The sequence below is a fragment of the Flavobacterium sp. GNP008 genome (genome assembly GCF_056428965.1).
Genome location: NZ_JBWJVL010000001.1, coordinates 942,957 through 957,107 on the forward strand (window position 1 = coordinate 942,957; position 14,151 = coordinate 957,107).

Genomic DNA, 14,151 nt, shown 5'->3' on the forward strand with positions numbered 1-14,151 from the left:
TTTTTGATTCTAATTTTTAATTTTTTAATTTTTCAATCTTTATAATATAAAAAAACATGAAAATAATTGTCCCAATGGCTGGTCGTGGTTCACGTCTTCGCCCACATACTTTAACTATTCCAAAACCATTAATTCCTATTGCTGGAAAACCAATCGTTCACCGTCTGGTTGAGGATATTGCCGGTGTATTGAATCAAGATATCGAAGAAGTTGCTTTTATCATCCATGAAAGTTTTGGCAAGAAAGTGGAAGAGGAATTAATCGCTATCGCACAAAAATTAGGCGCCAAAGGCACTATTTATTATCAAAACGAAGCTTTAGGAACCGGTCACGCCATCATGTGTGCTAAAGATTCTTTAAGCGGACCTGCCGTTATTGCGTATGCAGATACATTAATTCGGGCTGATTTTGATTTAGATACAAATGCTGACAGCGTTATTTGGGTAAAACAAGTAGAGCATCCAGAAGCTTTTGGAGTTATTAATTTGAATGATGCGAATGAAATAGTCGAACTGGTTGAGAAGCCTACGGAATTTGTCTCAGACCTTGCCGTTATTGGAATTTATTACTTTAAAGCGGTAGAGGTATTAAAAAACGAACTTCAATTCGTTTTAGATAATAATATTATTCACGGTGGAGAATATCAAATTAACGATGGAATCAAACAAATGATGGCCAAGGGCATGAAATTTGTTCCTGGTAAAGTAGACGAATGGATGGACTGTGGCAACAAAAATGTGACCGTAGAAACCAATTCCAGAATGTTGGGCTTCCTGTATAATGATGGAGCGCATTTAGTTGACTTTGATGTCAAGTTAGAAAATTCGACTATAATTCCGCCCTGTTATATCGGTACAGATGTGGTTTTGATAAATACCACGGTAGGACCTAATGTTTCCCTAGGAAATGGATGTCACGTACAAAACAGTACACTTAAAAATAGTTTGGTACAAACCCATGTTCATATAAAAAATGCAGATTTAGATAATGCAATGATCGGAAATCACGCCAGTTTCAATGGGAATTTTACGAGCATCAGCATCGGAGATTATTCAGTGTTAGAATAAAAAAGTCCCTTTTATTGGGGTACTATTTGGTAACGTAGCGAATTAATTTTAAAATGAAAAAAAGCATTTTCATACTGCTATTTCTATCTTTGCAATGCAATTCAGCTTTGCTATGGGCACAAACGGAACCAGAGGAAATTAAGCTGGATGCAGATCAGTTTGAGGAGCTTTTTTACGAATCCTTGCTTCAAAAAGGGATTGAAAATTATGATAAAGCGATAGTGGCATTGGACAAAGCTAACAAGATCAAACCCAATGATGCAACCGTTTATTATGAACTAGGGAAGAATTATTTAGCCTTAAAAGAGTATAAAAGTGCCTATAACTCCTTTGAAATTGCTACCAAAATTGATCCTAAAAATAAATGGTTCTGGATAGGAATGTATGATGTGAGTTACGAAACTAAAAATTTCACTCAGGGTATTGGTGTTATTAATAAGCTGATTGAATTTGATCCGAAATACAAAGAGGACTTGACCTCATTGTATATGGGGACCAATCAGTATGAAAAAGCTTTGGCGTTGATTCAGGAACTCAACGAAACCTTTGGAAAAACGGATCGTAGGGAATTATACAAGAGCCAGATTTTATCCGTAGGGAAATTTCAGAATATGGAGATTACCAATCTGGAAGATCTGATTGCAAAAAATCCACAAGACGAGTTCAATTATATCAGTTTGATATTTTTGTATTCTAAAAATAATGAAGAATCAAAAGCTTTTGATACAGTCAAAAAACTTGAAAAAGCGATTCCAAATTCGGAGTGGGCTCAAGTAAGTTTGTTCAAGAATTATTTGGATGCTAATGATGTACCAAAAGCCATCAAAGCAATGAATATTGTTTTGGCTAGTGCTATAATAGATTCGAAAATTAAACACAGAATTCTGAATGAGTTTTTGATTTTCACAGACAAGAATCCGGAATATTCGACTGATTTAGAGAAAGCTGTCAGTTATTTCGACAACGACACTTCTGTAAATGTAGCCAAAGAAATAGGAAAGTTTTTCCAGGCTAAAAAACAATGGGACAAGGCCATTGCGTATTATGAGAAATCAGCAGATAATGGGTCAGAAGATGTCATCGAATCGAATTTACTTTTGTTACAAGCGTATACAGAACAGAAACAATTTGAGGTCGTAGCCAAAAAAGCACTTGTAATGGTAGAGACTTTTCCAACACAACCACAGTTTTATTATTATGCGGGTTTGGCCAACAATCAACTCCAACAATTTAAAAAAGCGAAGGATTTTCTCGAAATAGGCATGGATTATGTAGTAGAGAATAAAGAATTGGAAATAAATTTCAATATCCAACTTGGAGAAGCCTATGATGGCTTGGGAGATTTCAAGAAAAAAGACTTGTTTTTCTCTAAAGCCAATCAATTATTAAAAGAAAAAAAATAATGAAAAAATATTCAATACTAGTGTTACGTCGGGTTTTTATAGTTTGTTTTGCTGCTTCGCTCACGCTCGTATCGTGTAAAACGAAAGCAATTGCGGTTTCAGCAAGCAATGAGCCTATGGCAGAGGCAGGCTACATGTCAGCCAAAAAAATAATAGAAAATCATTACAACAATAAAAATGAATTTTCTACATTATATATTAAGTCAAATGCGCGTTACGCCGATGACAAACAAACTCAAAATGTCACCGCTGAAATCAAGATTAAGAAAGACGAGCAAATTTTGGTAATCATTCGTTTTCTGGGAATTACAATGGCAAAAGCACTCATCACACCCACTACGGTAAGTTATTACGAAAAGATAAATGGGAAATATTTTGAGGGAGATTTTAGTAGTTTAAGCCAATGGCTGGGAACTGATCTGGATTACAATAAAATTCAAAACATGTTATTAGGTCAAGCGATTGATGATTTAACAAAGGGAAAATACTTGGAATCTTTACTGGAACAAACCTATCGATTAGACGATACTTCAAATAAAAACACTAAAAAATCATTCTTTTTGGATGCCGATAAGTTTTTAGTTCAAAAACAAGAAATAACACAAACCGCTGAAGAGCGGATGATCAAAGTGGCTTACGCAGCTAATAAAGTATACAACGAGGCTATATTGCCAACTAGTGTTCTTATTAATACGTTTCAGAAGAAAGGAAACACCGAAATCAATCTGGAATACAACTCGGTTACTTTCAATGAAGAACTTTCTTTTCCTTATAGTGTTCCAAATGGGTACAAAAGAATTATAATTAAGTAAATTCGCAAAAAATATTTTTTCAATATGCCAAAATTTCTCCTTAGCCTAATTTTTATCTGTATGACTTCATTGTTGTGGAGCCAAGAATCCCAACAAGAAAAACTTGAACAACGTAAAGCTCAAATTCAAAAAGAAATTCGAGAAAACGAAAAATTATTACAGAACGTAAAGAAAAAAGAAAAATCTGCGGTTAATGTAGTTATCATTCAAAGCACTAAAATAAAGCTGAAAGAAAAATTAATTAATACGACTGAAAAGCAGACCAAGTTGCTTAATAATGACATGTATATTAATCAAGTGCAGATTAATAAGCTTAAAAAAGAATTAACGGAGCTTAAGGAGGATTACGCTCAGATGATTGTAAAATCATATAAAAGTCGTTCATCAGAAAGCAGAGCGATGTTCTTATTGTCGTCTGAAAATTTCTTACAGGCTTATAAAAGAGCCCAGTACATGAAACAGTACACCAGTTACAGAAAAATGCAGGGTGAAGAAATAAAAACAAAGTCGAACAAGCTTACGGATTTTAATCAAAAATTAAATGTACAAAAAACAGCAAAACAAAAACTGATTGCTGAAAACGAAAAAGAGCGGTTGTCACTCGAAAAAGAGAAGAAAGAGCAATTGAAGCTCGTAAGTGTTATCAAAAAAGATAAAAATAAGATTTCCCAAGAAATTAAAAAAAGACAACAAGAATACAGAACAATTGACCGACAAATCAATAAATTAATTCGGGAAGCTATTGCTGCTGCTAATAGAAAAGCCGCTTTGGAAAAAGCAAAAGCCAATCCTAATGCCCCGGTTTCCAAAGCCGCTGTGTCATCTTCTAAAATTGAGTTGACTCCGGAATCTAAAATAATTGCAGATAATTTCAGAGCCAATAGAGGAAGATTGCCATACCCTGTTGAAAAAGGATACGTATCATTAGGATATGGAAATCAAACGCATCCTTTATTTAATACGATTACCGTTCACAATAGTGGTGTAGAAATAACCACTGACAAAGGTGCAAACGCAAGAGCTGTTTTTGGAGGCGAAGTAACCAGCGTTATTGTTTTATCACCGGTGAATAAAGCAGTTATGATACAACACGGAGATTACTTTACGGTCTATCAAAACTTAAGTTCTGTTAGTGTTAGTAAAGGCGATAAGGTGAGTATAAAGCAAAATTTAGGAAGAGTAAGGACCAATGGAGAGACTGGGAAAACAATTATTAAATTTTTAATTCTTCAAAACACGACTTATAACAATCCAGAAGGTTGGTTGTCCCCAAGATAAGAAGCGTTATTTATGTAAAAAAAAAGCACTACTGTATTCCTAGGAATACAATAGTGCTTTTTTTATGAAAGTTGTTTTGGTCTGGAAATAGTTTAAAAAGAATAATAAAAGGTTCTCTAGAATCCTTTGTTAATAGGCGAGCATCTAATTTTAGGTTTTAAAAAACGCCGTGTTTAATAGATTATTCAGTTTTATTAAAGGAAGAATTAATAGAATTCACCATTCCTTCAGTAGACCAAATTCCGGAAACAATAATACGTCTAATGGTATACAATGGATCTATAGGATCTCTTTTGGTAGATAATATATAAGCCATTTTATAGCCACTCTTTTTTATTTCAGGGATTGCCGCTGTATTCCATAAACCAAAAGGATATGCAAAATCCGTAACTGATTTTCCAATGATATCCTCGAGTTTTGCTTTAGGTTTTACTAATTGTGTATTCCAGTCATCTCCGGTATATTTAGTAACCATGTGGTGATCCCATGTATGTGCGGCTATACTATTTCCGCTATCAGATAGGTTTTTAATTTGCTCTTTACTCATGTAGCCAGGACGATTAATTGATACCGTCATGATAAAAAACACACCTTTGAAACCGTATTTTTTCATTTCGGCTGCGGCAATGGTAAATTGTTCTTCCCTTGTATCATCAAAGGTGATCATAATAGGTTTTGCCGGTAACGGACCATTATAGGCTAAATAGTCATACAGTTGTTCCGGTAAAATAGTTTGATAGCCTGCATCGGCTAAGGCTTTCATTTGTTCTGCAAAAGCAACCGGTTTTACTGTGTAGGTTTTTATGTTTCCGCTGGCACTGCTACTAAAATCTTTGATGTTATGGTAGCATAAAATAGGAACTTCCTTTTTTGATAATATAGTAGGTGCATCCGCCAGCACTTTTTTGAGCGGTACTATTTTCTCCGAATCGGGAACTACCGGGGTTTTAGAAGTTTTTTTACGCGGTTCTGTTTGACAGCCTTGCACTAAAAAGAGTCCAAAAAAAATGGAGTAAAGAAGGTTTTTCATAAATCGAATCGTAAATTATTGGTATTGAATGTAAATGGGTTTTGGAGTGAATTTTACTAATTCTTCCGGGCTATACATTTTCCAGTCGTTTTTATTATCATTTTTATAAAACAATTTAAAGCCGGCAAATTGAACCGGTTCTTTGTAAATATAACTTCTATAGGAATCCTTCTTTAATACTTTACTTCCAAAACCATCCATATCCATTACAATTTGAACTTCGGGTACCGTTTTAATTTCTTTATAATTTTTCACCATTCCTTGTGTGAAACGGTGTACCACCAATACTTTTGGGGTAAGTTTATTTTTGCGCACGATGTTTGCCAAAATAGTAATGGCGTCATTAATATCAGCAGCAGTAAAATGCCCAATTTTGGAACCTGGACGTTCCCCGTTTTTCATCGAAAATTCGGGATCAATTCCTAGATGTACATTCGGCATGGAAAGGTATTTTTCTAGTTCCGCTACTTCAGATTTAACGGTGCTGTGTCCTACTTGAATATCCAGAAACACCAACGCATTGATTGGTTTTGCCCAACTGATAATTGTATCTATCTGTTTAAAAGGCATCCGTAAGCGGTGCATGTTGTTTTTTCCAGGTTCGCCTTGAGCGGTAACAGCGATGTAATGCAAAGCAGGAATTGCTTTCACAGTAGAATCAGCTGCTTGCCATTTTGCGACTTCGCCTTGTAACTTTGCCAACATTTGTTTTCGGGGAATCTCTCCTAAAATCCCCATCCTGGTGGAATATAAATTTCCATAATACGCAATAATTCTGTTGTAAGGCAGGAGCGCTCCAGGCAAAGGATAAGGCGCTTTTACAGGCCACTTACCCGTGGTGTCATTGTTGCTTAATGCCACCATTCTTTTGTTATAATCAAGAGTGTCAATGGTAAGCGCTTTCTTTTTTTCTATAGAATCTGCTTTTATAAGCTCTGTTTTTTCAATCCCTTCTGCAGCATCAGCTGCTTTGCCGCGATTGCAGGCTATTGTAGTGAACAACAATAAAGGGATTGCGATGCATGCCGGTGCTAATTTTTTCATAAGTTGATCCTGTTATTTTTAGTATAATACAAATAAAGCAATTAAAGATAGTTTTAATTTTTGTTTCTTACGACAAAGGTATGATTTTTAAAGAACGTCATATTTCACCAAGTAGTGTTTTCAAGGGGTATTTTTTATATAATTTACGGTTTAACAAGACCCATATGCAATTCTATAACTATAATCAGATAGAAACCGAATATAAATTACAGCTCATATAAGAACCATGATTTTATCTAATCAATGCTCGTTTAAAAATGTTTTTTGGGTATTAAAAGAAAAAGCTAACTTTATAAATCTTTTTTACTCATTTAAATACGCAATCAATTGTTTAAAAATTCTTTTTTTATTCTCACTTTTTCACTCCTTTCCTTGAGTATTACGTCTCTTTTTGGTCAAGTTAAAAAAGATACTATATCCCTTTCTGGAATCACTTTGAAGGGTTCGCCGATTAAAAATGTACTTCAAAATGTTGCCGCTTCGGTTTCAGTGATTACTGCTGCTGACATCAATAAAAGTGACGGAATTATACTGACTCCGGTTTTAAACAAAATTCCGGGCGTTACGATGCAACAAGGTGCTTTGAATACCAATAGGATTACGATTCGTGGCATTGGCGCCCGTTCGCAGTATGGAACTAATAAAATAAAAGCCTATTTTGATGGGATTCCCTTGAGTTCAGGTGAGGGTGAAACCACTATTGAAGACATTGATTTAGCTTCAATTGAAAAAATTGAAATTATAAAAGGACCAAATTCTACTAGTTTTGGTTCTGGTTTGGGCGGAGTCATCCAGTTGTTTTCAAGGGAAACGCCTTTGTTAGAATCGTTTGGAAAATCTACAATCGCTTTAGGGAGTTTTGGTCTCTTGCAACAACGTATTTCGGCTGGATACAGTGATACTAAGACAAATTTATTGACAAGTTATACGGATTTATACAGTGATGGATTCAGAGCAAATAGTTCTTACAGCAGGAAATCATTTAATGTGCATGGTAAGCAACAAATCGTTCCCAATGGCAGTCTATCTTTCGTGGGTGTTTTTACCCGTTTGAAAGCCTTTATTCCAAGTTCTATTAATGAGGCGGATTTGAAGAATAATCCTGAAAAAGCAGCTAACAATTGGGCAGCGGCACAAGGTTTTGAATCGTATGATAAATTTATGATTGGGTTAGGATATGACCATCAATTTTCTAAGAAATGGGCCATACAATCGAGTGTTTTTTCTAATTTCAAAGACGCATACGAACCCAGACCCTTTGATATTTTAGATGAAAAAATAAGTTCGATCGGTTTTCGGTCCAATGTGAATTATAAAGATCAATTGTTTTCCAGGTCTTTTGAACTGAGTCTGGGTACTGAACTAGTAACAGAAAAATATCAGTATTCTCTTTTTAAAAATTTATACCAATCACAAACAGGACAAGGAAGTATAGCGGGTGAGGAGTTTAGTGCTGTCAAACAAAACCGGAATTACATCAATTATTTTATGCAAATGGAACTTTGGATTTCAGAAAAGCTCCACGTAGAAACCGGAATTGCATGGAATACCACAACGTATTCTTTGAAAGATGTTTTTGCAAATAATACGAACAATCAAAAAGTCCCATTTACTTTTGGGAATGTTTGGTCACCACGACTTGGTTTGTCTTATAAAGTATGTAATGAAAAAAACATATTTGCGTCCGTAAGCAAAGGGTTTTCGGTTCCTTCAGTTGCTGAAACACTAACGCCTGAAGGCCAGATAAATACAGGGTTAAAACCAGAAATAGGTTGGAATTACGAATTGGGTTTCAAAGGAAATTGGCTGAAAAACAAAGTATACACAGAAGCAACGTTTTATACTACACAGATCGAAAATTTATTGGTGGCACGACGCACTGCCGAAGATCAATTTGTAGGTATTAATGCAGGGAGCAGTTCGCATACCGGTTTAGAGTTTTTGATTAATTACACACTTTTAGAATCCCTCAAATTTAAAATCACACCCTATTTTTCTGGAGCGTTAAATAATTTTAAATTCAAATCTTTCTTGGATGGCGATGCTGATTATTCAGGAAACCAACTTACGGGCGTTCCCGAAAAGCAATTTAATATTGGAGTGGATTTAAACACCAAAAACGGATTTAGTGTCAATACCTCTTTCCGAACTACGGGAAAGATTCCGTTAAATGATTCCAATAGAAAATACAGTGAGCGGTATTCGTTGCTCGATATAAAAACTACGTATATTTTTACGATTCTTAAGATCCTTAAAACCGAGTTAAATGCAGGTGTTAATAATGTTTTGGACGCCAAATATGCAGCTAATATTTTACCTAACGCAGTAGGATTTGGCACTGCAGCTCCAAGATATTTCTATCCTGGAAATCCCGTAAATTTTTATGGTGGTTTCTCCGTTACCTATCTCTTTTTGTAGTGGTGCTTTAGGAGAAATCTGTTATTTTTTAATTGCTGCTACTTCCTTCTCGGTTACGATTTTGGTTTGTGTATTGCCCCATGAAGTCATCACGTAGTTCATCACATCGGCTACTTCTTGATCTGTAAGACCCATCGATGGCATACTGCTATTGTATTTTATTTTATTGACAATTATTTCGCCACTTTGCCCAAATTTTACAGCAGCAATACTCTGATTTCGCTTGCTCTTTAGCCAATCAGAGCCTGCTAGAGGTGGGAAATTTTTAGTGTCTCCTTTGCCGTTTGCGCCATGACATTGCATACAAAAATCAGCATAAATTTCTTTTCCGGGTGACTGAAGTTTTGTAAAAACAGCAGTTTCAGCATTCAAGTCAATATAGTTCTCTGTAGAAGCTGGGTTTACGTAGGAGAAGTTTCCCAATACAAATACTCCAAATCCTAAAAATAATTTTGTTGTCAACATAGTTTAATTCGGTATAATTTTGATGATTCCTTTTCCTTCTACGCCCATGTAAATATAGCCATCCGGTCCTTGTGCCACATTACGTACACGCCCAATATCGGTTGCGATTTTTTGTCGGCCGATAACTTCATTGCCTTTCAACTTTAGCAATTCAAGATATTGAAATTTTAAAGATCCAACCAGTAAATGCCCTTTCCAATCCGGATACTTATCACTAGTTACAAAAGTCATACCACTGGGTGCAATAGAAGGCAACCAATAATAAATTGGCTTCTCGATTCCCGGCTTTTCGTTTTGTTTGCTAATGGTTGTGCCATCATAATCAATTCCATAGGTAACCACTGGCCATCCATAATTAGCTCCTTTTTTTATAATGTTAATTTCATCTCCACCTTGAGGACCGTGTTCATGTGCCCAAATCGCTCCTGTTACAGGGTTTTTTGCCATTCCTTGCGGATTGCGATTTCCGTAAGTGTAAATCGCTTCTTTTGCACCAGTCTGACTTACAAATGGATTGTCTTTAGGGATACTTCCATCATCATTTAAACGGTATATTTTCCCGCCATCGCGTTTAATGTCTTGGGGATTTACAAAATGTTCGCCACGCTCTCCTATTGAAAAATACAAATAACCATCGTTGTCAAATACAATTCTGGAACCAAAATGTTGTCCTTTTGTTGTGTTCGGCGTAGCTTTATAAAGCGATTCGATTTGTGTCAGACTACCATCCAATAACTTTGCTCTAATGAGTTTGGTGTGGCCACCTGGACCTTCGCCTTCATCCGAAGCATGTGTCATATAAATCCAGCCATTTTTGGCATAATCAGGATGCAGAACAATGTCTAACAATCCACCTTGTCCACGAGAATAAGCTTTAGGAACATTTTTAATTTCCGTTTTTGTTCCGTTTTTAATATGATATAGGATACCGCTTTTTTCAGTTACTAACATAGTGCCGTCAGGCAACCAAGTCATTCCCCATGGAATAGCAATATCCGATGCTACGGTTTCAAGTGTGTAATTTTTCACCTCATCTTTAATAGAAATGTCATTTGGCTTTACTTGTGCTTCGCAACTGAAAGTGAAGAATGAAAGAATCGAGAGAGAGATTATTGCTGTTTTTTTCATGAGTATGATATTTAATCTTTTAAACAAGGAATGTTTTTAAAGGTAGTAAAAGAGGATTTAAAAAGACAAATATGCCTTTAATTTTGCTTATTATTAACAAATAAAGTGATTGTAATTTTGGTTTTTCTCCCAAGATTTAAATTAAATCTAAAAAAACCACCTAAAATTTAGATGGTTTAAGTGACTTATATTTATTTCTTGACTTTGTATTTTGCAGTTCTGGCGTCTTTGATGACTCCTTTCCAGTTTAGTCCAAAACCAAAATCATATACATTTCCAGTAGTATCTTTGTAGGGAGTCATGTCGTGAGGAACATCTTCCAATTGTTTTTCAACAGTTGTCATGTTCAATGGCATTTGTAATGGCAATAATCCGGAAGGTTCTGTTTTACCCGAAACAACATCTAGTAAGGCTTCAAGTTGTACGCCAAATTCTCCCACGATGGCATCGACTTCTTTCTCAAATTCCCCAAAAACCATGGGATTAGAAATATTCACAGAAACCAATACCGGCTTTCCGTTCATCGCCTTTTTAGTTTCCAGAATAGTGTTTAAATCTGGGTAAGAGTTTGATTTTGACGTTTTATTTAAATACGAACGGTTGGTAATCGTGGGGTCAATCACTGGATCTCCTGCAGCAATACTTTTCGCCCTTGCCTCTGTAGCGGTATAGTCTTTTAATTGCAAACTTATGGGTACATATCCATTTCCACCAGCTTCTCTGTCAGCTCTGCTGTAACCACCACTGATAGGACTTTTGATGAATACAATAGCAAAATCCGCTTTAGTCGGGTCATCCGTTACCGTGTAATACTTTTTAATCAATTCTAAACTTACCGGATATTCAATTTTTTCAGGAGAGGGCTGACCAAAAAAGTTGATTCCCGCCGGAGTCACTCTTTTTGGAACGTATACTGTTTTCCCTTTTTGAATCGGTAAAGTTTTATTATTATTTTTAAGCATCACAACAGATTTCAATTGCGCGTCATATCCGGCCTTCATAAAATCAGATTTTCCTACAATAGCTTTGGTTTCAGTAGGATCTAAATAGGGATTTTCAAACAACCCCACTCTGAAAATATTCAAAAGCAACCGAACCGCTGATTGCTCAAAACGCTTGCGCATAAATGGTTTACCATGTTCTTTTATACCCATTTGGTACGCTTCAAGTACTGGATTGATATCATTGTTTCCGCCAAATTGATCCACTCCCGCCATCAACACTTTATAATGTCTTTCGGCAACACTTAATTTTTCAACACCCCAAGATTTTCCTGCAAAATTATCTGGTTTAGGTCCTTCATCGGCTGTTATCAGCCAATCAGTACAAACTACTCCATCATAATGGTATTGGTTTCTTAATAAATCAGCAATGATGTACTTACTAAAACCGTTTCCAACATTCTCACCGTATTTTTTATCCTGACCATACGAAATTGTATAATACGGCATCACTGCGGATGCTTTTTTAGTGGCTCCTTTTAATTGAAAAGCTCCATTTAAAAATGGTTTTAAATGAGTCTTAAAATTATTACCAGGATAGACGGCAAATTTCCCATAGGCAAAATGTCCATCACGACCTCCTTCTTCAGGACCCCCGCTTGGCCAGTGTTTGACCATAGCGTTGACACTTTGATTTCCCCATCCTTCATACGCAGCAATCGGTTTTGGAGATGATTGAAATCCGTCTACATACGCTCTTGCCATATCAGTTGCAAGTTTTGGGTCTTCCCCAAAAGTACCCACAAACCGATTCCATCTTGGTTCAGTTGCCAAATCAATTTGTGGCGATAACGCAGTGGTGATTCCCATGGCTCGGTATTCTTTGGCCGCAATAGCACCAAATTGTTCTGTAATTGTGGCATCAAAAGTAGCAGCTAACCCTAATTCCTCAGGCCATTGTGAAATAGCTCCACCGGAACCCGCATTGTATTCGGCATCTTTATTGGCTCCATTTCTTGGGTCAGAACTGTTGTTAGCAGGAATACCCATTCCAATACCTTCGACTAAAGCTTGTATGTTATTATTCCATGTTGCTGCAATTATTGGGCTTTCAACAGAAGTCATCAGCACATGACGTAAATTATCTTTGGTTAAAAATGCAATTTGCTGGTCAGACAAATCAGATGATTTTACACCACTTTTAGAAAAAGGTTTTTCACTATACGTCCCGGCAAACATTCCAGCTTCCTGTGCAGGAATAGCCTGATGCCTGCTGTATAACATTAATCCGGCCATTTGCTCTACCGTCATTTTAGAGGCAAGATCTTTGGCCCGTTCTGCTACCGGTTTTCTCCAATCTTCATAAATATCTAATTCCCCATTTTTGTTGAGGTCTTTAAAAGCTAAACCGTTTACTTGTAATATTTTAACTCCTGATTTTGGCGAATAGCCTAATGTTTGCCCTTCTTTATTTTTGATAATAGTATGAGAGTCTTTAATCGTTTCGTTCGATTTGGTTTGCGCTTTCAGCGAGAAAACGGCTAATTAGAGAGAAGGGAGAAGAAGGATTTTTGATTTCATGATGGTTTATTTATCAGTCTAACAGCTTTTTATAGTCTTCCAAATGTAAAAAATAAATGTGTTGTTACGACACATTGAAAAATAAATATTTTTTTAGTTTTAGAATAAGAAGTTAAAACAAAATTAATTAATGCCCATCAAAGTTGAATTGTACTGCCAATTTAAATTATTTGTTTAACTTTGTACAATAATTATTAAACAAAATAATTTTTAAAATGTACTTTTTGAATTTGTAAATCCGCTATTGCTTAATCAAAATAGTGGTAAACATAGAAAAGAGTTGCAGAAATATACATTTTAAACTCCTTTTAAAAACAATAAATGAAACGTTACTGATTGATTCCTTGTAATTAATTAGAAAAAATAAATTAAGATTTTGATGAAAGATAAAAAGCCAGATAATGTAGTATATTCAATTGAAAAAGGGTTTAATGCGAATGTATTGCCTTATGCGACCAATGTTGGAGCCCCAGTAATCAGGGTTGATGATGTGGTTTCTTGGAAAAGTAGAGGGATAGACAATGTGAATAAAGAGCTTGGAAATAAGTTTAACGAACTCAAGCTGCAATATCAAAAGTTGATGCAAGAATACGAGTGGAATGAATTAGTGTACGGTTCTAAATTTTCATTTGAACCTGTTATAGGTGAAATCTATCATTTGTATAGAGATGCTGAAGGCGTAAATTTTCTTTCTTTGATAGGACCTGATGAATGGAGTAAGGAACATATTGGCACCTTTAAACTAAATAGTGATAAAAAATGGATACTTCTGAATGCAAAAGATTCACATCTCTATTAAATTAAAATATTACAGAAGATTTTGTAGGTAAAGCGTTTCTTTATTATTTCTAAAAAGAGAATTAATTTATTAAAATAAGACCAAACACATCGTGTTGTTTTCTTTGTATATGCCGTAAGAGTTTTATTTTTTGTATTGAAGATTGGTAATGTTTTTTAATCGGACTTTTTAAATTGTATTTTTAC

At 35.5% G+C, this 14,151-nt stretch carries 11 protein-coding genes; 6 read left to right on the plus strand and 5 right to left on the minus strand.

The genetic code is table 11. The features are described 5' to 3' along the window. Positions 1–56: 56 nt before the first annotated feature. Genes AC0608_RS04255 through AC0608_RS04270 form a run of 4 tightly spaced genes read left to right on the plus strand, consistent with a single transcriptional unit; the run spans position 57 to position 4,560 of the window. Positions 57–1,067, plus strand: a complete 1,011-nt coding sequence (locus AC0608_RS04255) for a sugar phosphate nucleotidyltransferase (protein ID WP_478288231.1) — start codon at positions 57–59, stop codon at positions 1,065–1,067. A 53-nt stretch (positions 1,068–1,120) separates the two neighbouring features. Next, positions 1,121–2,470: a tetratricopeptide repeat protein gene (locus AC0608_RS04260; RefSeq protein WP_478288232.1), complete on the plus strand. Its 1,350-nt coding sequence runs from the start codon at positions 1,121–1,123 to the stop codon at positions 2,468–2,470. Beyond that, positions 2,470–3,282, plus strand: coding sequence for a lipoprotein insertase outer membrane protein LolB1 (gene lolB1, locus AC0608_RS04265; protein ID WP_478288233.1), 813 nt, complete (start codon positions 2,470–2,472; stop codon positions 3,280–3,282). Before AC0608_RS04260 ends, lolB1 begins: the two co-directional genes overlap by 1 nt. A 60-nt stretch (positions 3,283–3,342) precedes the next feature. Then, on the plus strand, positions 3,343–4,560 hold the full coding sequence (locus tag AC0608_RS04270) for a murein hydrolase activator EnvC family protein (RefSeq protein WP_417959070.1): 1,218 nt from the start codon (positions 3,343–3,345) through the stop codon (positions 4,558–4,560). Between the two features lie 181 nt (positions 4,561–4,741). Here AC0608_RS04270 and AC0608_RS04275 read toward each other — a convergent pair whose 3' ends face one another. Together AC0608_RS04275 and AC0608_RS04280 are read right to left on the minus strand one after the other, a co-directional pair. Beyond that, positions 4,742–5,590, minus strand: coding sequence for a polysaccharide deacetylase family protein (locus tag AC0608_RS04275; RefSeq protein WP_478288234.1), 849 nt, complete (start codon positions 5,588–5,590; stop codon positions 4,742–4,744). Between the two features lie 15 nt (positions 5,591–5,605). Further along, on the minus strand, positions 5,606–6,634 hold the full coding sequence (locus AC0608_RS04280; protein ID WP_417959072.1) for a hypothetical protein: 1,029 nt from the start codon (positions 6,632–6,634) through the stop codon (positions 5,606–5,608). A gap of 327 nt (positions 6,635–6,961) precedes the next feature. Between AC0608_RS04280 and AC0608_RS04285 the strand changes: the two genes are divergently transcribed. Then, positions 6,962–9,052 (plus strand): TonB-dependent receptor family protein, encoded by a 2,091-nt coding sequence (locus AC0608_RS04285; protein ID WP_478288235.1) that lies wholly within the window; start codon positions 6,962–6,964, stop codon positions 9,050–9,052. Between the two features lie 21 nt (positions 9,053–9,073). Here AC0608_RS04285 and AC0608_RS04290 read toward each other — a convergent pair whose 3' ends face one another. The 3 genes from AC0608_RS04290 to AC0608_RS04300 form a co-directional block, all read right to left on the minus strand. Then, positions 9,074–9,517 carry a c-type cytochrome gene (locus tag AC0608_RS04290; RefSeq protein WP_478288236.1) on the minus strand — a complete coding sequence of 148 codons (444 nt, stop codon included), beginning with the start codon at positions 9,515–9,517 and terminating at the stop codon, positions 9,074–9,076. Positions 9,518–9,520: 3 nt separating this feature from the next. Next, positions 9,521–10,645 (minus strand): PQQ-dependent sugar dehydrogenase, encoded by a 1,125-nt coding sequence (locus AC0608_RS04295; protein WP_478288237.1) that lies wholly within the window; start codon positions 10,643–10,645, stop codon positions 9,521–9,523. Positions 10,646–10,836: 191 nt separating this feature from the next. Then, complete coding sequence (locus AC0608_RS04300) at positions 10,837–12,897, minus strand: glycoside hydrolase family 3 protein (RefSeq protein ID WP_478288238.1); 2,061 nt, start codon at positions 12,895–12,897, stop codon at positions 10,837–10,839. Positions 12,898–13,546: 649 nt separating this feature from the next. On the opposite strand from AC0608_RS04300, the gene AC0608_RS04305 reads away from it, so the two are divergent. Continuing rightward, entirely contained in the window at positions 13,547–13,966 is a 420-nt protein-coding gene (locus AC0608_RS04305) for a DUF2452 domain-containing protein (RefSeq protein ID WP_478288239.1), read from the plus strand. Positions 13,967–14,151: the final 185 nt, after the last annotated feature.

Excerpts from the sequence above, each read along its gene's own strand:
- AC0608_RS04255 (WP_478288231.1), top strand. The coding sequence starts at position 57 with ATGAAAATAATTGTCCCAATGGCTGGTCGTGGTTCACGTCTTCGCCCA.
- AC0608_RS04260 (WP_478288232.1), top strand. The coding sequence starts at position 1,121 with ATGAAAAAAAGCATTTTCATACTGCTATTTCTATCTTTGCAATGCAAT.
- lolB1 (WP_478288233.1), top strand. The coding sequence starts at position 2,470 with ATGAAAAAATATTCAATACTAGTGTTACGTCGGGTTTTTATAGTTTGT.
- AC0608_RS04270 (WP_417959070.1), top strand. The coding sequence starts at position 3,343 with ATGACTTCATTGTTGTGGAGCCAAGAATCCCAACAAGAAAAACTTGAA.
- AC0608_RS04275 (WP_478288234.1), bottom strand. The coding sequence starts at position 5,590 with ATGAAAAACCTTCTTTACTCCATTTTTTTTGGACTCTTTTTAGTGCAA.
- AC0608_RS04280 (WP_417959072.1), bottom strand. The coding sequence starts at position 6,634 with ATGAAAAAATTAGCACCGGCATGCATCGCAATCCCTTTATTGTTGTTC.
- AC0608_RS04290 (WP_478288236.1), bottom strand. The coding sequence starts at position 9,517 with ATGTTGACAACAAAATTATTTTTAGGATTTGGAGTATTTGTATTGGGA.
- AC0608_RS04295 (WP_478288237.1), bottom strand. The coding sequence starts at position 10,645 with ATGAAAAAAACAGCAATAATCTCTCTCTCGATTCTTTCATTCTTCACT.
- AC0608_RS04300 (WP_478288238.1), bottom strand. The coding sequence starts at position 12,897 with ATGACGGTAGAGCAAATGGCCGGATTAATGTTATACAGCAGGCATCAG.
- AC0608_RS04305 (WP_478288239.1), top strand. The coding sequence starts at position 13,547 with ATGAAAGATAAAAAGCCAGATAATGTAGTATATTCAATTGAAAAAGGG.